Source organism: Streptomyces sp. NPDC046866 (assembly GCF_040704625.1).
In the GTDB taxonomy this organism is placed as follows: Bacteria; Actinomycetota; Actinomycetes; order Streptomycetales; family Streptomycetaceae; genus Streptomyces.
On record NZ_JBEYXN010000012.1, the window covers coordinates 53,162 to 72,753 of the forward strand.

Sequence of the window (19,592 nt, forward strand, 5' to 3'; positions counted from 1 at the left end):
GCGCGTCACGACCCGCCGGTGTGGACCTGGAAGGCCGCCCGGCGGACCGCCTTGGCCAGGGCCGGGTCGGGGTGGGCGGCGGCCAGCGCGACCAGGACCTGCACGGTGCGCGGGTGGCCCACCGCCCGCACCTCGTCCAGCAGCCGCGGGACGGTGGTCCGCACGGCCGAGTCGAGGTGGCGGGCCAGCAGCTCGGCCTCGCCGTGGTCGGCGATGGCGGCGGCGGTGTCCACCCAGAGCCAGGTGGACTCCTCGGCGGTGAGCACGTCCTGCGCCTCGTCCGGGTCGACCCCGTCGTGCTCGGCGAGCCACAGCAGGGCGTACGGCCGCAGCGCGGGCTCGCGGGCGGCGGCGCGGACCTCCGGCTCGGCGGGGGCTCCGACCACGCGCAGCGCCTCGAAGGCCAGGCCGCGCAGCAGGGCGTCCTCTCCGCGGGCGGCGTTCAGGAGCTCGCTGACCGCGTGGCCGACGGGACGGGCGGCGAGCCAGGCCCGGTACTCGGCACGGGCGGGGCCGGGCGTGAGCCGGGCGCAGCCGTGCAGCATGGCGGCGGCGGACTGCTCGATGTTCCCGGCGGGGCTCTGTGCGGCCACGCAGATCTGCTCCAGCTTGACCCAGACGGCCCAGCTGCCGAGCGGGGTGAGCGAGGCCTGCGCGGGGCCGAGGGTGACGGCGTCGACGGCGGCGAGCCCGCCGAGCGCCCACCGCAGCAGCCGGGCGAGCGGGACGGGGGCGGGCCGGTGCGGCGCGCCGGCTGCCGGGGCCGCGGCTGCCAGGACGCCGGCGGCGGCTTCGGACGTCCCCGCTTCGGACGCCAGGGCTTCGGAGGCCCGGGCTTCGGCTGCCGCGGCGTCAGCGGGGGCGGCGGCCGCGGGAGTCCCGGGCGCCGGGGCGTCGTAGGGAACCTCGCACCGCTCGTCGCGCAGTTCGGTGACGCGCTGGCCTAGCAGGTCCAGCAGGTCCGGCACGGTCACCGGCCCGGCGGACAGCTGGAGCAGGGAGAGCAGTTGGGGCATCGCCTCGACCACCTCGGCGACGACCGCGGGGGCGATGTCGGCGGGGGCCGGGTGGACCAGCGACCAGGCGTCGAACAGGGCGACCCAGCCGCGCAGCACGGCGCTGTCGTCGCGGTCCCAGGCGCGCAGCCGCCAGCCGGGCCGGGCGTGGCCCCCGTGTACCTCGACGAGGCCGGCGAGGCGGGCGCGGTCCCAGCCGGCCCGGACCTGCCCGTGCGTCAGGCCCAGTGCGGCGGCAGCCCGTTCGACGTCCACCGCGGGCAGCGCCCCGGCCGGGGCGGGACGCCCTCCGTCGCCCGCCCCGAGGTTGAGCTCGGCCCACCGGGCGAGGCGTACGGCATCGGCCAGCGAGGCCCGCGCCCGCGCGGCCAGTTCGGCCGTGGCGGGGGTGCCCGCCGGGGGCCGGGAGGCCGGTCGGGTACGCCGGGCGGTCACGGCCTTGCGGGCCGTGGCGACCGAGCGCGGCGAGACGAGTCGGAGTCTGGAGTCGCGAGCCAACTGCTCATCAGGCTTTCGGGACGTCACGGAAGAAGTCTCGCCCGTCACCGGCCGAAAGCCCAAACGGAATCGGCCATTATCAGAGGTCACCAAAGGGGCATATCGGGGCGTAGCTCATACCCTGCCCCAGTGTGCACACGGAGTTCACACCAGTTCACATCAGGGGGGTGAGGAAGCGGCGCAGGGCTTCCTCGTAACCCTCCGGGTCGGCGTTCCACATCGCCGCGTGCGGGGCGTCGCGGACCGTCTTCAGGGTGACGAGGTCGGGCCGGGCGGCGGCGAGCCGGCGCGAGGGCTCCCAGGGCGCGATCACGTCGTCGGGGCCGTGGAAGATCAGCACGGGGACGCGCAGCACGCCGGGGTCCGCGCCGGGCGCCCTGCGGTCGGCCCGCAGTCCGGCCCGCCCCTCGGCCGCGCGCACGGCGAAGGGCATCAGCGCGGCCGGGGTGCGGCGGGCGGCGGCGAGGGCGCGCAGGGTGGTGTGCCAGTCGAGCACCGGCGAGTCGAGCACCAGCCCGCTGATCCGGCCGGCGAGGGCGGAGCGCTCGGCGGTGTGCAGGGCCATGGCGGCGCCGGTGGACCAGCCGTGCAGGACGACGCGGCGGGCGCCGTAGCGCAGGGCGTAGCGGATGGCGGCGTCCACGTCGCGCCACTCGGACTCGCCGAGGTGGCCCAGGCCGTCCGGCGAGGCGGGGGCGCCGAGGTCGCCGCGGTAGGCGAGGGCGAGGACGGGCAGCCGGAGGCGGTGGAGGAAGGGCATGACCACCATCGGGTGCTCGCGGCCGGCGCCGAGCCCGTGCACGGCGATCACCCAGGTGTCGCGGGCGCCGGGCACGAACCAGGCGGGCAGTTCGCCGAGCTCGCCGGGTACGTCCACGTCGGCGTGGTCGAGGCCGAGGGCGGCGCCGGGGTCGCCGAGGTGGACCTGGGGGGTGAGCACGACCCGGGTGCCGGGCTCCAGGCTGCCGTGGGTGACGGCGAGGAGCCGGCGCACGACGGTGTCCGGATCGTGGGCGGCGCCGTCGATGACGGGCCCGACGACGGCATGCACCCCGGGCGCGGCGAGCCCGTACGTACCGGGGCGCAGCGAGGCCAGTGAGCGGGTCAGCGCGACCCGGCCGGGGGCGGTGGAGTGGACGCTGAGCCGCGGCGTGCCGGGCAGCGGGCGCCCCGGCTCGGGCCGCAGGGCGGCGTCCGCGGCGTACCGGCCCGCGGCGACGGCGGCCGCGCCGGCGCCCAGGAGCGTGGTGGCGACGGCCGCGGCCGTCGCTGTGGCGGTGCGCACCGCTCCAGTGTCGGGGCGGAAGCGCACGGGGGCCATTCGGCGCGGGGGCGGGGCGCTGCGGCCGCGGGCCCCGGGGCGGCAAGCGGAATCCTCTCCGGGAGGTCCGCGGCCGGTGCGCAGGAGGGGCGCCGCACGCATGATCGAAACAGGTGATGTGGATCACTTTTGCGCGGCCGCCGAGGGCGTCCGTCACGCTCCGCCACTGCCCGAAGCGATGGGTTCACCCCCCTTTGACGTGCATTAATCCTGGTATCAGGGGCAAAATCGGGAGGAAGGCGCCACCGCGGGGCCGCATGCGTACATCGCTCCGCCGGTGTCAGTTCATCTTCCGTTCACCCAGGTTGCCTACGGTCGGCGTGCCACTGACGCCAAACAGAAGCCTGGGTAAATGGAGCACATAACGCTTCTCCTCGGGATCGTGATCATCACCGCTCTCGTGTTCGACTTCACGAACGGTTTCCACGACACAGCCAACGCGATGGCGACCACCATCTCGACCGGCGCCCTCAAGCCCAAGACGGCGGTGGCCATGTCCGCCGTGCTCAACCTCGTCGGCGCGTTCATGTCCGTGGAGGTCGCCAAGACGATCTCCAAGGGCCTCGTCAACGAAACGGGCATCCAGCCCGAGGTGATCTTCGCGGCGCTCGTCGGCGCGATCCTCTGGAACCTGGTCACCTGGCTGGTCGGACTCCCCTCCAGCTCCTCCCACGCCCTGATGGGCGGCCTGATCGGTGCCGCGGTCGCCTCCGCCGGCATCGGGGCCGTCAACGGCAGCGTCGTCGTCACCAAGGTGCTCATCCCCGCCGTCGCCGCGCCGATCGTGGCCGGTGCGGCCTCGATGCTGGCCGCGCGCGTCACGTACAAGCTCGGCGGCCGCATCGGCGAGAAGACCTCCGCCAAGGGCTACCGCGCGGGCCAGATCGCCTCGGCCGGCCTCGTCTCCCTGGCGCACGGCACCAACGACGCGCAGAAGACCATGGGCATCATCACCCTGGCGCTCGTCGCCGGCGGCGCCCTGGAGTCCGGCGCGAACCCGCCGGTCTGGGTCATCGTCTCGGCGGGCACGGCCATCGCGCTCGGCACCTACCTGGGCGGCTGGCGCATCATCCGCACCATGGGCAGCGGCCTGACCGACCTCCAGCCGCAGCAGGGCTTCGCCGCCCAGACCTCGGCCGCGAGCGTCATCCTGGCCTCGTCCAACCTCGGCTTCTCCCTCTCCACCACCCACGCCTGCTCCGGTGCGGTGATGGGCGCGGGCCTGGGCCGCAAGGGCGGTGTGGTCCGCTGGTCCACCGCCACCCGCATGTTCGTCGCGTGGGGCCTGACCCTGCCGGCCGCCGCCCTGGTCTCCGCGGGCGCCGAGCTGATCATGGGCACCGGCAACCTCGGCATCGCCGCCGTCACGGTCTTCCTGATCGGCTCCTGCCTGGCCATCTGGCTGGTCTCCCGCCGCCAGGTCGTCGACCACCACAACGTCAACGACGTGCAGCCGGCCGCCGCCTCCGCGGTCCCGGCCGAGGAGCCGGGCGTCGTCACCACGGCCATGGCCGCCGTCGCCGTCCCGCCGACCGCGGGCGCGGCCGCCGCCGCTGCCGCCGGTACGACCGCCGCCGTCACGGACGAGGACCTCAAGGCCACCATCCCGGCGGCCGGCCCGACCCCTGCGACCCCTGCGGCCCCGGCCGCCGCGGTCTGACCCCGCGAACGACAGAGGAATCCGCAGCATGAAGATCGACTGGGCAGCCCTCGGCTCCGTCTTCGGGGTCAGCCTCTCCGCCACCGTCGCCCTCGTGGCCCTGTTCACCGTGGGCCTGGTGGGCCTGTCGAAGCACGAGGCCGCCACCGAGCAGGGCGGCACCGCCACCCTGGCCCGCAGCGGCGCGTACGCCTGCTTCGCGGTCGTCGCCGCAGCCGTGGTGTACGGCATCTACCTGATCGTCAGCTGACCGGCCCGGCCCCCGCCGCGTACGGGGTCCGCCGCCGCAGCGCTCCAGAGCTCCCCCCGGTCCTTCCGGGGGGAGCTCTGCCGTGTCCGCGCGCCCTGCCGGCGGGCTGCCGCGCCCCGGCCCGCGCCCCGGCCCGCGGCCCGCCAGAGCGCAGGTCAACGGCGAGTTGACGGGCCTTCGCGGTGCGTGGTGGACTGCCCGAGCCAATACGGCGGCATGGAGAGGAAGTCCGGTGCGATTCCGGCGCGGTCCCGCCACTGTCACCGGGGCGCACGCGGCGCGTGCGGCCCGGGAGCCAGGAACTCTCGCCGCCGGACACGTCGAACCAGGGCGCGGACCCTGAGTGAGGACATACCTGCAACCATGCGTGCCGATCGCGTCTTCGCGTACGGCGCCACGGTGGGCCTGATCGGCGACCGGATCCTCGGTGATCCGCGCCGGGGACACCCCGTGGCCGCCTTCGGACGGGCCGCCGCCGCCGTCGAACGCGCCCTGTGGCGCGACGACCGCGCCCGCGGCGTCCTGCACACCCTCGTCTGCGCCGGGGGCGCGGCCGCCGTCGGCGCGCTGGGCGCCCGCGCCGTGCGCTCCCGGCCTGCGGCCGCCCGCATCGCCCTGACCGCCGCGGCCACCTGGGCCGTCGTCGGCGGCACCTCGCTGGGCCGCGAGGCCCGCGCCATCGGCGGAGCGCTCGCCGCCGGCGACGAAGAGGTCGCCCGCGAGCGGCTGCCGCACCTGTGCGGGCGCGACCCGCAGGCCCTGGACGGACAGCAGATGGCCCGGGCCGTCGTGGAGTCGGTCGCCGAGAACACCTCCGACGCGGTGGTGGGCGCCCTGGTGTGGGGCGCCGCCGGCGGCGTCCCCGGACTGCTGGCCTTCCGCGCGATCAACACCCTCGACGCGATGGTGGGCCACAAGTCCCCCCGCCACCTGCGCTACGGCTGGGCCTCCGCCCGCCTCGACGACCTCGCCGGCTGGCCCGGCGCCCGGCTCACGGCCCTGGCCGCCGTGGTGGCCGGGCCCGACCGGCGCGGGGCCGTACGGGCCTGGCGCGCCGACGCCGCCGCCCACCCGAGCCCCAACGCCGGGCCGGTGGAGGCCTCCTTCGCGGGGGCGCTCGGCGTACGGCTGGGCGGCACCCTCTCGTACGGCGGGCGCGTCGAGCACCGGGCCGTGCTCAACGGCGGGGCGGGGCGGCCGGTGGAGGTCGCGGACATCGAACGGGCCGTGCGGCTGTCGCAGCGGGTGACGTGGCTGGCCCTGGGAGCGTGCGTGGCACTGCGGTGTGCGGTGTCGCGGTGGTCGGCGGCGTCGTCGGCGTCGGCGTCGTCGCGGAAGGGGCGGGCATGAGCGGGGGCGGTACGGCCATGGACGGCAGGAAGGCGGGGCAGGCGGGGGGACTCCTCGTCGCGGGCACCACGTCGGACGCCGGCAAGAGCGTGGTCACGGCCGGAATCTGCCGGTGGCTGGCCCGCCGGGGCGTGAAGGTGGCGCCGTTCAAGGCGCAGAACATGTCCCTCAACTCGTTCGTGACGCGCGAGGGCGCCGAGATCGGCCGGGCCCAGGCCATGCAGGCCCAGGCCGCCGGCGTGGAGCCGACCGCGCTGATGAACCCCGTCCTGCTCAAGCCCGGCAGTGACCGCAGCAGCCAGGTGGTGCTGCTGGGCAAGCCGGTGGGCGAGATGAGCGCCCGCGGCTACCACGGCGGGCGGCAGGAGCAGCTGCTCGGCGTCGTCACGGACTGCCTGGCGCAGCTGCGGGGCACGTATGACGCCGTGATCTGCGAGGGGGCGGGCAGTCCGGCCGAGATCAACCTGCGCCGGACCGACATCGTGAACATGGGCATCGCCCGCGCCGCACGGTTCCCGGTGGTCGTGGTCGGCGACATCGACCGCGGCGGCGTCTTCGCGTCGTTCTTCGGCACGACGGCGCTGCTCTCGCCCGAGGACCAGTCCCTGATCGCCGGCTACCTGGTGAACAAGTTCCGCGGGGACGTCTCCCTGCTGGAGCCGGGCATGGAGATGCTGCGGTCGCTGACCGGCCGGGCCACGTACGGGGTGCTGCCCTACCGGCACGGGCTGGGCATCGACGAGGAGGACGGCCTGAGGGTCTCCCTGCGCGGCTCGGTGCGCGAGTCGGCGGTGGCACCGCCGGTCGGCGAGGACGTGCTGCGGGTCGCGGTGTGCGCGGTGCCGCTGATGTCGAACTTCACCGATGTCGATGCGCTGGCGGCGGAGCCGGGCGTGATCGTGCGGTTCGTGGACCGGCCGGAGGAGCTGGCGGACGCCGATCTGGCGGTCGTGCCGGGGACCCGCGGCACGGTGAAGGCCCTCGCGTGGCTGCGCGAGCGCGGCCTGGCGGACGCGCTGGTGCGGCGGGCCGCGGAAGGACGCCCGGTCCTGGGCATCTGCGGCGGCTTCCAGGCGCTGGGCGAGCGGATCGAGGACGAGGTCGAGTCGAAGGCGGGCGTGGTGGACGGGCTCGGCCTGCTGCCGGTGCGGATCCGCTTCGCGCGCGAGAAGACCCTGGCGCGGCCCGAGGGCACGGCACTGGGCGAGCCGGTCGCCGGCTACGAGATCCACCACGGCGTGGCGGAGGTCCTGGGCGGCGACCCCTTCCTGGACGGCTGCCGGGTCGGCTCGGTGTGGGGCACGCACTGGCACGGCTCCCTGGAGTCGGACGGCTTCCGCCGGGCGTTCCTGCGGGAGGTGGCGCGGGCCGCGGGCCGGCGCTTCGTCCCCTCGCCGGACACCTCCTTCGGCGCGCTGCGGGAGGAGCAGCTGGACCTCCTGGGCGACCTGATCGAGGAGCACGCGGACACGGCCGCGCTGCTCCGCCTCATCGAGACGGGCGCCCCGGCCGGGCTGCCGTTCCTGCCGCCGGGTGCCCCGTGAGGGCCGCCCTGCGGGCAGCCGCCCCCACCCCGCCCCTTCCCGACACCGGGACCTGCGCCCCCGGCCCCCGCCACTGCGCTCACACGCCGCGCGGGCTGGAGGTGCCCCGCCGGCGTGTGAGGCGGGGGGTCCGGGGCGGGGCTCCGGGGGACGGGGGAAGGACGGGCCGGGGAGCGGCTCCGCGCAGCGGCACCCGCCCCCTCACGTACGCCGACCACCCGGGATCAACCCCGCACGACCGGGGAACACGCACCAACTCTCGCACCATGGGCGCGCGTCGGCCGGCGCGTCGACACGAGCCACTCGAAGGAGCGATCGGTACATGAGCAGCGCCCCCTTCCCTTTCACCGCCGTGGTCGGCCAGGACGACCTGCGCCTGGCCCTGCTGCTCAACGCCGTGAGCCCGGCGGTCGGCGGCGTGCTCGTGCGCGGCGAGAAGGGCACGGCCAAGTCCACCGCGGTCCGCGCCCTGTCGGCCCTCCTGCCGGAGGTCGACGTCGTGCCCGGCTGCCGGTTCAGCTGTGCGCCCGCCGCCCCGGACCCGGCCTGCCCGGACGGCCCGCACGAGCCGGGCCCCGGCGCCGCGCGCCCCGCCCGCATGGTCGAGCTGCCCGTCGGCGCGTCCGAGGACCGCCTCGTCGGCGCGCTCGACATCGAGCGGGCCCTGTCCGAGGGGGTCAAGGCCTTCGAACCCGGCCTGCTCGCCGACGCGCACCGCGGGATCCTCTACGTCGACGAGGTCAACCTGCTGCACGACCACCTCATCGACCTCCTGCTGGACGCGGCCGCGATGGGCGCCTCGTACGTGGAGCGCGAGGGCGTCTCCGTGCGGCACGCCGCCCGCTTCCTGCTCGTCGGGACCATGAACCCCGAGGAGGGCGAGCTGCGCCCGCAGCTGCTCGACCGGTTCGGGCTGACCGTCGAGGTCGCGGCCTCCCGCGAGCCCGAGCAGCGCGTCGAGGTGGTGCGCCGCCGGCTCGCGTACGAGGACGACCCGGCCGGGTTCGCGAGCCGCTGGGCCGGTGACGAGGCGGAGGTCCGCGCCCGCGTCGTGGCCGCCCGGGCCCTGCTGCCGCAGGTCCGCCTCGGCGACACCGCCCTGCTGCAGATCGCGGCGACCTGCGCCGGCTTCGAGGTGGACGGCATGCGCGCCGACATCGTGATGGCCCGCACCGCGACCGCGCTGGCCGCCTGGGCCGGGCGGACCTCCGTACGCAAGGAGGACGTGCGCCGGGCCGCCCTGCTGGCGCTCCCCCACCGGCGCCGGCGCAACCCGTTCGACGCGCCCGGCCTCGACGAGGACAAGCTCGACGAGATCCTGGACGGCTTCCCCGACGAGGAGCCGGAGACGGACCCGGAGGGTCCGGACGACGGCGGCCCCGGCGACGGCGGCCCCGACGGCGACGGCGGCGGGGTTCCCCCGCAGGGCGGCGGCCCGGAGGAGGCCCCGGCACCGCAGGCGCCCGGAGGACCGCAGGCGCCCGGAGGACCGCAGGCACCGGAGCCCGCCGAGGCCCCCGCCGAAGCACCCGGCGACGCCCCCGCCGAGGCCCCGCAGCCCACAGCCCAGGCCGCCGGCGCGCCCGAGCAGGCCGCCGTACGGGCGGCGGAGCCGTTCCGCACGAAGGTGCTCAGCGTGCCGGGCCTCGGCGAGGGGGCGGCCGGCCGCCGCTCCCGCGCCCGCACCGCGCACGGCCGCACCACCGGCGCCCAGCGCCCCCGCGGCCAGCTGACCAAGCTCCACCTGGCGGCGACCGTGCAGGCGGCCGCGCCGCACCAGCGGGCGCGCGGCCGCACCGGCCGCGGCCTGGTGGTCCGCAAGGACGACCTGCGCCAGGCCACCCGGGAGGGCCGGGAGGGCAACCTCGTCCTCTTCGTGGTGGACGCCTCCGGCTCGATGGCCGCCCGCCGGCGCATGGCCGCGGTCAAGGGCGCCGTGCTGTCGCTGCTGCTGGACGCCTACCAGCGCCGCGACAAGGTCGGCCTGATCACCTTCCGCGGCGCGGGCGCCGAGCTCGCGCTGCCGCCCACCTCCTCGGTGGACGCGGCCGCGGCCCGGCTGGAGCGGCTGCCGACCGGCGGCCGCACCCCGCTCGCCGCGGGCCTGCTCAAGGCCCACGAGGTGCTGCGGATCGAGCGGCTGCGGGACCCGAGCCGCAGGCCGCTGCTCGTGGTCGTCACCGACGGCCGCGCCACCTCGGCCGCCGGCCTCGGTTCCGGTTCCGGCTCCGGCTCCGGCGGCGCGGGCGGCGACGCCCGCGAGCTGGCCGCGCGCAGCGCCCGGCTGCTGGCGGCCGAGGGCACCGCCTCGGTGGTCGTGGACTGCGAGTCCGGCCCCGTCCGGCTGGGCCTGGCCGGGCGGCTGGCCGCCGACCTCGGCGGCCCGGCCGTCACGCTCGACGGGCTGCGGGCCGAGGCGCTCGCCGGGCTCGTGAAGAACGTACGTACCCCGGTGGCGTCCCCGGCGTCACCGTCACCGCACACCCACAGGAGGGCCGCGTAATGCCGCAGGGAAAGCCGACCGTCGTTCCCGACGACGGACTCACCACCCGCCAGCGCCGCAACCGCCCGCTCGTCTTCGTCCACACGGGGCCGGGCAAGGGCAAGTCGACGGCCGCGTTCGGCCTGGCGCTGCGCGCCTGGAACCAGGGTTGGCCGATCGGGGTGTTCCAGTTCGTCAAGTCGGCGAAGTGGAAGGTCGGCGAGGAGAACGCGCTGAAGGTGCTCGGCGCCTCCGGCGAGGGCGGCACGGTCGTCTGGCACAAGATGGGCGAGGGCTGGTCCTGGGTCCAGCGCGACGCGCAGCTCGACAACGAGCAGGCGGCCAAGGAGGGGTGGGAGCAGGTCAAGCGCGACCTGGCCGCCGAGACGCACCGGCTGTACGTGCTGGACGAGTTCGCGTACCCGATGCACTGGGGCTGGATCGACGTCGACGAGGTCATCGAGGTGCTCCGCAACCGCCCCGGCACCCAGCACGTGGTGATCACGGGCCGCAACGCGCCGGAGAAGCTGGTGGAGTTCGCGGACCTCGTCACCGAGATGACGAAGGTCAAGCACCCGATGGACGCCGGCCAGAAGGGCCAGAAGGGCATCGAGTGGTGAAGCCGCCCCACCCGCTCGCCGTGCCGCGGCTGGTCATCGCCGCGCCCTCGTCCGGCAGCGGCAAGACCACCGTCGCGACGGGCCTGATGGCGGCCTTCGCCGGGCGCGGCCTGGCCGTGTCCCCGCACAAGGCCGGGCCGGACTACATCGACCCCGGCTACCACGCGCTGGCGACGGGGCGCCCCGGGCGGAACCTGGACGCGTTCATGTGCGGGCCGGAGCTGGTGGGTCCGCTGTTCGCGCACGGGGCGGCCGGCTGCGACCTCGCCGTCGTCGAGGGCGTGATGGGCCTGTACGACGGGGCCGCGGGGCGCGGTGAGCTGGCGTCGACGGCCCAGGTCGCGAAGCTGCTGCGGGCGCCGGTGGTGCTGGTGGTGGACGCCTCCTCGCAGTCCCGGTCGGTGGCGGCGCTCGTGCACGGCTTCGCCTCGTTCGACCCACAGGTGCGCCTCGGCGGCGTGATCCTGAACAAGGTCGGCTCGGACCGCCACGAGGCGATGCTGCGGGAGGCGCTGGAGGAGGCCGGGATGCCGGTCCTGGGCGTCCTGCGCCGCGCGCCGCAGGTCGAGGCGCCGTCCCGGCACCTGGGCCTGGTCCCGGTGGCGGAGCGGCGGGCGGACGCGGTGGCCGCCGTCGCGGCGCTGGCCGAGCAGGTCCGGGCCGGCTGCGACCTGGAGGCGCTGCTGGCGCTGGCCCGGTCGGCGCCGCCGCTGGACGGTGCGGTCTGGTCGGCGGAGCAGGCGTTGACGGAATCTCAGGTTCCGGTGCCGGCGTACCCGGCCGGGGCCTCCGGCCGGGGGGCCCGCCGGCCCGTCGTGGCCGTCGCGGGCGGGGCCGCGTTCACGTTCTCGTACGCCGAACACGCGGAGCTGCTCACCGCCGCCGGAGCCGAGGTCGTCACCTTCGACCCGCTGCGCGACGAGGCGCTGCCCGAGGGCACCGCCGGCCTGGTCGTCGGCGGCGGTTTCCCCGAGGTGTACGCCCCGGAGCTGTCCGCCAACGAGCCGCTGCGCAAGGCCGTCGCGGACTTCGCCGCGGCGGGCGGGCCGGTGGCCGCCGAGTGTGCGGGGCTGCTGTACCTCGCGCGCTCGCTCGACGGCAGGCCCATGTGCGGGGTGCTGGAGGCGGACGCGCGGATGTCGCAGCGCCTGACCCTCGGCTACCGCGAGGCCGTCGCGGTGTCGGACAGCTCCCTCGCGGGGGCCGGAACCCGGCTGCGCGGGCACGAGTTCCACCGGACGGTGGTCGAGCCGGGCGCCGGCGCGGCCCCCGCCTGGGGGTTCACGCACCCCGAGCGGCGCGTCGAGGGCTTCGTCCAGGGGGGCGTGCACGCCAGCTACCTGCACACGCACTGGGCGGCGGAGCCCTCCGTCGCCCGGCGCTTCGCGGCAGCGGCGGCGGCGCACCGGTGAAGCCGACGCCGTCGCCGCCGGCGCCCGCGCGCGCACCCGCAGCCCCGATCCGCGCGGCATCGACCCACGCGGCCTCACTCCGCCAGGCCCACCACGAGCCAGATCCCGGCCACCCCGCCCACCGTGCACAGCAGCGTGGACAGGGCGGGGTGCCTGTGGTGCGCCTCGGGCAGGATCTCGGCGGCCGCCAGGTACAGCAGCACCCCGCCGAAGAACCCGAGGTACGCCCCGAGCGGTTCCTCCGGAAGGGTGAACAGCGCAGTGGACGCCGCCCCCACCACCGGGGCGACGGCGTCCGCGAGCAGCATCAGCTGCGCCCGCCGGCGGGCGTTGCCGTACAGCCGGGTGAGCGTGTACGTGTTGAACCCGTCGGCGAAGTCGTGCGTGACCACCGCCAGTGCCACGGTCAGCCCCATCCCGCCGCCGACCTGGAACGCCGCACCCAGCGCGACGCCGTCGGCGACGCTGTGGCCGACCATCGCCGCGGCCGCGGTCAGCCCGACCTGCGGCACGCGGGCGCCGTTCTCGGCGCCGTGCGCGGCCTGGCGTACGGCGAGCAGGCGCTCCACGACGTGCGCGACGAGGAACCCGGCCACGAACAGCAGCAGGGCGAGCGGCACGCCGAACACCGGCCTGCCCGCCGCCTCCAGCGACTCCGGCAGCAGGTCGAGGCCCACCACGCCGAGCATCAGCCCGCCGGCCAGGCCCAGCACCAGGTGGCGGCGGTCGGTGACGCGCTGCGCCGTCCACCCGCCCGCCAGGGTCATCAGGAACGCGCCCAGCGCCACGATCACGGCCATGTGCCCCTGGATACCGACTGCCGACCGCGTGTGCACGTGTGCGCGCGGGCGGCGGTCCACGCACGATTGACGACTGAGGAGGGGCGATGAACCCGGCGGACGAGCAGGCGGCGGATGCCTACGCGACGCGGCTGGTGGTCGGCGTGGGCGGCCGGGCCGGGGTGTCGGTCGCGGAGGTCTGCGCCCTGGTCGAGGAGACGCTGCGCGGGGCCGGACTGGCCGCGGGTGCGGTGAAGGCGCTGGCCACGGTGGAGTCGAAGGCCTGCGAGGCGGGGATCACCGGCGCGGCGGAACGTTTCGGCGTGCCCCTGCTCAGCTATCCCGCCGAGCAGCTGGCCGGCATCGACGTGCCGCACCCCTGCGACGCGGCCCGGCTGGCCGCCGGCACCCCCTCGGTCGCGGAGGCCGCGGCGCTCGCGACCGGCGGCGAACTCCTCGTACCGAAGCGGCGGTCGGTCGCGGCGACCTGCGCGGTGGCGACGGCCCAGCCGCACGACCTGCGCCACCACGGCGACGCGGAGGTGCGCGGCGACGGCGGGACGCTGGTGGACCTCGCGGTCAACGTACGGGCGCACACACCCCCGGAGTGGCTCAAGCAGCGCATCGCGGCTTCGCTCGACGTGCTCTCGGCATACCCCGACGGGCGCGTGGCTCGCGCGGCGGTGGCGGATCGGCACGGGCTGCCGGTCGAGCGGGTGCTGTTGACGGCCGGGGCGGCGGAGGCGTTCGTGCTGATCGCGCGGGCCCTCGGCGCGCAGCGGCCGGCGGTGGTGCACCCGCAGTTCACCGAGCCGGAGGCCGCGCTGCGGGACGCGGGGCACCGGGTGGAGCGGGTGGTGCTGCGCGCGGCGGACGGGTTCAGGCTGGATCCGGCGGCCGTGCCGGAGGAGGCGGACCTGGTGGTGGTCGGCAACCCCACGAACCCGACCTCCGTCCTGCACCCGGCGGCGACGCTGGCCGCGCTGGCCCGGCCGGGCCGGATCCTGGTCGTGGACGAGGCGTTCATGGACGCCGTCCCGGGGGAGCGGGAGGCCCTGGCCGGGCGGACCGACATCCCGGGGCTGGTGGTGCTGCGGAGCCTGACGAAGACGTGGGGCCTGGCGGGGCTGCGCATCGGCTACGTGCTCGCGGAGCCGGAGGTCATCGCGCGGCTGGAGGCGGCGCAGCCGCTGTGGCCGGTGTCCACGCCGGCGTTGGTGGCGGCGGAGGCGTGCGTCGGGCCTGCGGCGCTGGCGGAGGCGGAGGCCGCGGCGCGGCAGATCGCCGTGGACCGCGAGCACCTGGTCGCCGGGCTGGCGGAGTTCGAGGAGATCTGGGTGGCAGCCCCTGCGGAAGCCCCCTTCGTCCTGATCCGCCTGGACAACGCGGCGGAGATCCGCACCCGTCTGCGGAACCTCGGTTTCGCGGTGCGCCGCGGGGACACCTTCCCCGGGTTGGACGACTCCTGGCTGCGCCTGGCCGTCCGCGACCGCACGACGACGGGCCGCCTCCTCCAGGCCCTGGACCACGCCCTGGCCCTCACGACCCCCTGACCCCTCGTCACCTCCGACCCGACCGCCGGTGCCGCTCGCTACCGCTGGGGGTACCCCCTGCGCCTCAAACGCCGGCGGGGCTGGAATATCCAGCCTGCGCGGCGTTTGAGCGCACCGGGCGCGAAGCGCCCTGGGGGTCCCCCCGGACGGAGTCTGGGGGAGGGTCCGGGCGGAGCCCGGTTTCGGGAAGGGGCGGGGTGGGGGACGGCTCCGCGCAGCGGAACAGCGGCAGCGGCAGCGGCAGCGCGCTGACCTGCGGAGAGGCCTGGCGGAGGCGCCGACTCCGGATGGCGCCCCGCGCCCCCGTCCGCGATGATCGCCCCATCGGCAGCACACCCAGGGGGGACCACCATGAAGAAAGCCGCCAGGATAGCCGCGGCAGCAGCGGCCCTGGCGGTGGCGGGCGGCGGCGCACTGTACGCCGTCCTCCCCACCGCCAAGACGGCCCAGACCACCACCGACCAGCGGCTCGCCGCCAAGCCGACCCCCGGCAAGGCGAGCCCCGCGGCCCCGGCCGACGCCCGCCCGTTCACGCTCCTGGCGACGGGCGACACCATCCCGTACCCGTCGATCATCCAGCAGGCCGCGGACGACGCGAAGGGCGCCGGGGGCCAGAGCCACGACTTCCGCAAGATACTCGCGGGCGTCAAGCCCCTGGTGGCCGCCGCCGACCTGGCGATATGCCACCACGAGATACCGTACGGCCGGCCCGGCGGCCCCTACACCGGATACCCGGCCTTCAAGGCCCCGCACCAGCTGGCCGACGCCCTGAAGGACGCGGGCTACGACAGCTGCTCGACCGGCTCCAACCACACCCTGGACGACGGCTACGACGGCCTCGTCCGCACCCTGGACCACCTCGACCGGGTCGGTCTGAAGCACGTCGGCTCGGCCCGCAGCGCCGACGAGGCCAAGGCGCCGGCCGTGCTCTCCGCCGGCGGCGCGAAGGTCGCCCAGCTGGACTACACGTACGGCACGAACGGCATCCCGCTCCCGTCCGGCAAGCCGTGGTCCGTCAACCTGATCGACCAGGACCGGATCATCGCCGACGCCCGCGCGGCGCGCGCGGCCGGTGCGCACGTGGTGGTCATGAGCGTCCACTGGGGCACCGAGTGGCAGACGGCCCCCGACCAGCAGCAGCGCGACCTCGCGCAGGCGCTGACCGCCTCCCGCGGCCCGGACGGCCTGCCCGACATCGACCTCATCGTCGGCACGCACAACCACGTGCCGCAGCCGTACGAGAAGATCAACGGCACCTGGGTGGTCTTCGGCATGGGCGACCAGATCGCGAGCTTCTACGAGTCCGAGAAGCTGCGCGGCAACATGTCGTCCATCCCCCGGTTCACGTTCACGCCGTCATCGGCGCATCCGGGCCGCTGGGAGGTGACCAAGGCCGAGTACCTGACCTCGTTCTCGGACCGGGGCGCTCCGTTCCGCGTCGTGTGCACCTCCTGCGCCGCTTCGGACGGCGGACTCGGCTCCGCCAAGCGGACCGAGTACGCCGCCGTCGACCAGCAGGTCAGCGAGGCCGTGCTGTCGCGCGGCGCGGACAAGCAGGGGCTGGTGCACGCCACGCGCTGAACCCCCGCCGCCGGGCGGCCGCTATGAGGCCCGGCCGCGCCGGGTCACGACGAGGGCGCCCGCGCCGAGTCCGAGCAGGGCCACGGCGCCGCCCGCGACGTACGGGGTGAGCGAACCGCCGCCGGTCTCGGCGAGGCCTGGCCCGTCGTGGGCGACGACGGCCCCGGTCCCGGAGGCGCCCGTCTGCGGCTTGATGTCGGGCCCGCCTGCGGGGTTCGGGGAGGCGGGCGGCCCGGCCGGGGACTCGCAGTGCGCCTCGGCGAGGACGACCTCGCCCTCGACCTGCGCCACGTTCAGGTCCAGGGGGTTCACGGACACCTTCAGCCTCAGCGCGGCCGCCGCGGCGGTGGTGGAGGTGGTCTGCGCCCCGGAGAGCTCCAGGCTGACCAGGCCCACCTTGGGGACCTCGACCTTGGTGGGGCCGCCGGCGGAGAGGGTGACCTTCTTGCCGAGGACGGTGACCGCGCCCAGCACGTTGGCGGTGGCGACGGGCTTCCGGCCGGCCTCGCACACCGCCTTGGAGGTGACCTTCTCCACCTCGATGAGGGAGAGGGCCGGCAGACCCGGCACGTGCACCCTGGCGCGGGCGAGGTCGGCCTCGGCCGCGGCGCGGCTGCGGTCGGCGGTGGCCTTGGAAGTGGCCACGTCCGCGCGCAGCACGCTCACCGGCTGCCCGCCCTCGACGCCGTCCAGGGCCACCGTCAGCGCGGTCTTCTCGGCCGTCGCCGGGGCGCTGACCTCGTTGAGGGTGGTCTTCAGCGGGAGGTGGACGGCCTTGTTGAGCAGGCCCACGTCCAGTCCGGCGCGCAGGACGACGGCACCGGCGCGGCCCTCGCTCCCGGCGGCGGCCGCGGGGCCCGCGGCGTGGGCGGGCGGGGCGGTGAGCAGGGCGACCGCTCCCGTGGCGAGCAGGGCGGCCGCGGGCATGCGGAAGGAGTTGCGGTTCAAGGTGGTGGAACCCCCGGGGAGTTGGGGGCCGTCGCGCAGCCAATGGGGGACATCGCGCGCCGACGGCCTGTTACCCGGGGAATTTTTTACGCACGGAGAGTGAACGGGCAGCCACCCGAGGTGAGTTCACCCCAACGGGTGGTTTCCATGCACGTATTCGAATCCTCGGTCCTCAGGAGGCACAGGAGTTCTTTTTCGCCACAGGAGTGGGTGGCTGCGGGTGCCGGTCGGGCAGGTACAACGCCCGCCGACGCCCCCGCGTCACGCCGCGTCGGCCGTTGCGTCAACCCGCGCGTCAACCCGTCGCGCCAACGGCCCGCTCACGCCCTGACCGTGCCGTTCACGACCACCCGCAGCGGCTGCGCCAGCGCCCGTACGTCGGCCCGCGGGTCGGTGCCGTAGACGACGAGGTCCGCCGGGGCGCCCTCGGTCAGACCGGGCCTTCCCAGCCACGCGCGCGCCGCCCACGTCGTCGCCGACAGGGCGTCCAGCGGCGGGATCCCGGCCCGCACCAGCTCCGCGACCTCGTCGGCGACCAGGCCGTGCGGCAGCGAGCCGCCGGCGTCCGTGCCGACGTACACCCCGATGCCCGCGTCCCAGGCGGCCCGGACGGTGTCGTAGCGGCGCTCGTACAGTCGCCTCATGTGCGCGGACCAGCGCGGGAACTTGGCCTCGCCGCCCGCCGCGAGCTTGGGGAACGTCGCGATGTTCACCAGGGTCGGGACGATCGCCACCCCGCGCTCCGCGAACAGCGGGATGGTGTCCTCGGTCAGGCCGGTGGCGTGCTCGATGCAGTCGATGCCCGCCTCGACCAGGTCGCGCAGCGAGTCCTCGGCGAAGCAGTGCGCGGTGACCCGGGCGCCGAGCCGGTGCGCCTCGGCGATGGCCGCCTCCACCTCGGCCCGGGGCCAGCAGGCCGTCAGGTCGCCCGCGTCGCGGTCGATCCAGTCCCCGACCAGCTTCACCCAGCCGTCGCCGCGCCGCGCCTCGCGCCCGACGTACGCGACGAGGTCCGCCGGCTCGATCTCGTGGGCGTAGTTGCGGATGTAGCGGCGGGTGCGGGCGATGTGCCGGCCCGCGCGGATGATCTTCGGGAGGTCCTCGCGGTCGTCGATCCAGCGGGTGTCGGAAGGGGATCCGGCGTCGCGGATGAGCAGGGTGCCGGCGGCGCGGTCGGTGAGGGCCTGCCGTTCCGCGGTCGCTGCGTCGACCGGGCCGTGGGCGTCCAGCCCCACGTGGCAGTGGGCGTCGACCAGGCCGGGCAGCACCCAGCCGGACACGGTCGTGGTCGCCCGGGCGCCGGTCGGGCGCTCGTAGGAGATCCGGCCGCCGACCACCCAGAGCTCGTCGCGCACGTCGTCGGGTCCGACGAGCACACGTCCCTTCACATGCAGCACGTCATCGGTCATGCCCGCACTGTACGTGCGCCCTCGATAGGCTCTGGCGGGTAGCCCCGGACGAAGAGAGAGCACCCCCGTGACCCACCCCCTGCTGGACCTCCCGCCGCTCACCGCGGAGCGCTTCGCGTCGATCGAGCAGCAGGTCGCGGACCTGCTGCGGACCCGGCAGGACGTGGTGATCACCCAGGGCGAGGCGCTGCTGCCGCTGGAGGGGTGCATCCGCTCGGGGGCCCGGCCGGGCTCGACCGCGCTGAACATCGTCACGGGCCCGTACGGGACCACGTTCGGCAACTGGCTGCGCGACTGCGGGGCGAGCGTGGTGGACCTGGCGGTGCCCTTCGACACCGCGGTGGGCGCCGAGGCGGTCGCCCGGGCCCTGGACGGGCACCCGGAGATCGATTTCGTGTCGCTGGTGCACGCGGAGGCGGCGACCGGCAACACCAACCCGGTCGCGGAGATCGGCGAGGTGGTACGGGCCCACGGGGCGCTGTTCATGCTGGACGCGGTGGCGTCGGTGGGCGCGGAGCCGCTGCTGCCGGACGCGTGGGGCGTCGACCTGTGCGTGATCGGCGCGCAGAAGGCGATGGGCGGCCCGGCCGGGGTCTCGGCGGTGTCGGTCTCGGAGCGGGCGTGGGAGCGGTTCGCGCAGAACCCGGCGGCGCCGCGCCGCTCGTACCTGTCGCTGCTGGACTGGAAGGAGCGCTGGATCGACGGCGGCCGCACGGCGCTGCTGCACGCCCCGGCGCAGCTGGAGATGCTCGCGCTGGAGGCGTGCCTGGACCGGATCGCGGCCGAGGGCCTGGACGCGGTGACGGCCCGGCACGCGGCCGCCGCGGCGGCGACCCGGGCGGGCGCGGTGGCGCTGGGCCTGGCCCCGTACGTGGGGCGGGCCGCCGAGGCCGCGCCGGTGGCCACGACGCTGCGCGTGCCGCAGGCCTCGCAGGTGGCGGCCAAGGCGCTGGCCGCCGACCCGTCGGCCCCGCTCGCGGCGGGCGGGGGCGCGCTGGCAGGGGAGATGGTCCGGGTCAACCACTACGGACCGGACGCCTCGCCGGCCGCGGTCCGCTCCGCCCTGACGGCCCTGGCCGCGGCCCTGTCGGCGGACCCGGCCGAGGCCGTCGCCGCCGCGGAATCGGCCTGGCAGTCGTCCGCCGCCGGAGCGTGAGGGCCGGGCCGGG

At 76.0% G+C, this 19,592-nt stretch carries 15 protein-coding genes and 1 riboswitch; of the genes, 10 read left to right on the forward strand and 5 right to left on the reverse strand.

All coding sequences use genetic code 11. The features are described from left to right. Positions 1-5: 5 nt before the first annotated feature. Together AB0953_RS19190 and AB0953_RS19195 are read right to left on the reverse strand one after the other, a co-directional pair. Positions 6-1,451: a hypothetical protein gene (locus tag AB0953_RS19190; RefSeq protein WP_366860795.1), complete on the reverse strand. Its 1,446-nt coding sequence runs from the start codon at positions 1,449-1,451 to the stop codon at positions 6-8. Positions 1,452-1,668: 217 nt separating this feature from the next. Continuing rightward, positions 1,669-2,799: an alpha/beta fold hydrolase gene (locus AB0953_RS19195; protein ID WP_366860684.1), complete on the reverse strand. Its 1,131-nt coding sequence runs from the start codon at positions 2,797-2,799 to the stop codon at positions 1,669-1,671. 388 nt (positions 2,800-3,187) lie between these two features. Here AB0953_RS19195 and AB0953_RS19200 point away from each other — a divergent pair, with 388 nt between their 5' ends. From AB0953_RS19200 to AB0953_RS19230, 7 genes are all read left to right on the forward strand, one after another. After that, positions 3,188-4,495 carry an inorganic phosphate transporter gene (locus tag AB0953_RS19200; protein WP_366860685.1) on the forward strand — a complete coding sequence of 436 codons (1,308 nt, stop codon included), beginning with the start codon at positions 3,188-3,190 and terminating at the stop codon, positions 4,493-4,495. 28 nt (positions 4,496-4,523) lie between these two features. Beyond that, positions 4,524-4,745 carry a hypothetical protein gene (locus AB0953_RS19205; protein WP_366860686.1) on the forward strand — a complete coding sequence of 74 codons (222 nt, stop codon included), beginning with the start codon at positions 4,524-4,526 and terminating at the stop codon, positions 4,743-4,745. Positions 4,746-4,965: 220 nt separating this feature from the next. Continuing rightward, positions 4,966-5,050, forward strand: a riboswitch (cobalamin riboswitch). Between the two features lie 58 nt (positions 5,051-5,108). Then, positions 5,109-6,095, forward strand: coding sequence for a cobalamin biosynthesis protein (locus AB0953_RS19210; RefSeq protein WP_366860687.1), 987 nt, complete (start codon positions 5,109-5,111; stop codon positions 6,093-6,095). 17 nt (positions 6,096-6,112) lie between these two features. Then, on the forward strand, positions 6,113-7,639 hold the full coding sequence (locus AB0953_RS19215; protein WP_366860796.1) for a cobyric acid synthase: 1,527 nt from the start codon (positions 6,113-6,115) through the stop codon (positions 7,637-7,639). Between the two features lie 322 nt (positions 7,640-7,961). Beyond that, positions 7,962-10,142, forward strand: coding sequence for a putative cobaltochelatase (locus tag AB0953_RS19220; protein WP_366860688.1), 2,181 nt, complete (start codon positions 7,962-7,964; stop codon positions 10,140-10,142). Continuing rightward, positions 10,142-10,741, forward strand: coding sequence for a cob(I)yrinic acid a,c-diamide adenosyltransferase (gene cobO / locus AB0953_RS19225; RefSeq protein ID WP_361917758.1), 600 nt, complete (start codon positions 10,142-10,144; stop codon positions 10,739-10,741). Before AB0953_RS19220 ends, cobO begins: the two co-directional genes overlap by 1 nt. Next, positions 10,735-12,153 (forward strand): cobyrinate a,c-diamide synthase, encoded by a 1,419-nt coding sequence (locus tag AB0953_RS19230; protein WP_366860689.1) that lies wholly within the window; start codon positions 10,735-10,737, stop codon positions 12,151-12,153. Before cobO ends, AB0953_RS19230 begins: the two co-directional genes overlap by 7 nt. A gap of 74 nt (positions 12,154-12,227) precedes the next feature. On the opposite strand, the gene AB0953_RS19235 is transcribed toward AB0953_RS19230, so the two are convergent. After that, positions 12,228-12,953, reverse strand: a complete 726-nt coding sequence (locus AB0953_RS19235) for a ZIP family metal transporter (protein ID WP_366860690.1) — start codon at positions 12,951-12,953, stop codon at positions 12,228-12,230. Positions 12,954-13,039: 86 nt separating this feature from the next. Between AB0953_RS19235 and cobC the strand changes: the two genes are divergently transcribed. Both cobC and AB0953_RS19245 read left to right on the forward strand, forming a co-directional pair. Further along, positions 13,040-14,485, forward strand: a complete 1,446-nt coding sequence (gene cobC / locus AB0953_RS19240) for an Rv2231c family pyridoxal phosphate-dependent protein CobC (protein WP_366860691.1) — start codon at positions 13,040-13,042, stop codon at positions 14,483-14,485. Positions 14,486-14,836: 351 nt separating this feature from the next. Then, a complete protein-coding gene (locus tag AB0953_RS19245; RefSeq protein WP_366860692.1) occupies positions 14,837-16,066 on the forward strand; it encodes a CapA family protein in 1,230 nt (409 codons plus the stop codon). A gap of 21 nt (positions 16,067-16,087) precedes the next feature. On the opposite strand, the gene AB0953_RS19250 is transcribed toward AB0953_RS19245, so the two are convergent. Further along, positions 16,088-17,014, reverse strand: coding sequence for an SCO1860 family LAETG-anchored protein (locus tag AB0953_RS19250; RefSeq protein WP_366860693.1), 927 nt, complete (start codon positions 17,012-17,014; stop codon positions 16,088-16,090). 320 nt (positions 17,015-17,334) lie between these two features. Then, positions 17,335-18,423: an amidohydrolase family protein gene (locus tag AB0953_RS19255; protein WP_366860694.1), complete on the reverse strand. Its 1,089-nt coding sequence runs from the start codon at positions 18,421-18,423 to the stop codon at positions 17,335-17,337. Between the two features lie 67 nt (positions 18,424-18,490). On the opposite strand from AB0953_RS19255, the gene AB0953_RS19260 reads away from it, so the two are divergent. Continuing rightward, complete coding sequence (locus AB0953_RS19260; RefSeq protein WP_366860695.1) at positions 18,491-19,579, forward strand: aminotransferase class V-fold PLP-dependent enzyme; 1,089 nt, start codon at positions 18,491-18,493, stop codon at positions 19,577-19,579. Positions 19,580-19,592 lie beyond the last annotated feature (13 nt).

What these genes read in the sequence shown, in the direction of transcription:
- cobO (WP_361917758.1), top strand. Translation starts at nt 10,142, where the DNA reads ATGCCGCAGGGAAAGCCGACCGTCGTTCCCGACGACGGACTCACCACC.
- AB0953_RS19210 (WP_366860687.1), top strand. Translation starts at nt 5,109, where the DNA reads ATGCGTGCCGATCGCGTCTTCGCGTACGGCGCCACGGTGGGCCTGATC.
- AB0953_RS19215 (WP_366860796.1), top strand. Translation starts at nt 6,113, where the DNA reads ATGGACGGCAGGAAGGCGGGGCAGGCGGGGGGACTCCTCGTCGCGGGC.
- AB0953_RS19220 (WP_366860688.1), top strand. Translation starts at nt 7,962, where the DNA reads ATGAGCAGCGCCCCCTTCCCTTTCACCGCCGTGGTCGGCCAGGACGAC.
- AB0953_RS19235 (WP_366860690.1), bottom strand. Translation starts at nt 12,953, where the DNA reads ATGGCCGTGATCGTGGCGCTGGGCGCGTTCCTGATGACCCTGGCGGGC.
- AB0953_RS19200 (WP_366860685.1), top strand. Translation starts at nt 3,188, where the DNA reads ATGGAGCACATAACGCTTCTCCTCGGGATCGTGATCATCACCGCTCTC.
- cobC (WP_366860691.1), top strand. Translation starts at nt 13,040, where the DNA reads ATGAACCCGGCGGACGAGCAGGCGGCGGATGCCTACGCGACGCGGCTG.
- AB0953_RS19255 (WP_366860694.1), bottom strand. Translation starts at nt 18,423, where the DNA reads ATGACCGATGACGTGCTGCATGTGAAGGGACGTGTGCTCGTCGGACCC.
- AB0953_RS19245 (WP_366860692.1), top strand. Translation starts at nt 14,837, where the DNA reads ATGAAGAAAGCCGCCAGGATAGCCGCGGCAGCAGCGGCCCTGGCGGTG.
- AB0953_RS19205 (WP_366860686.1), top strand. Translation starts at nt 4,524, where the DNA reads ATGAAGATCGACTGGGCAGCCCTCGGCTCCGTCTTCGGGGTCAGCCTC.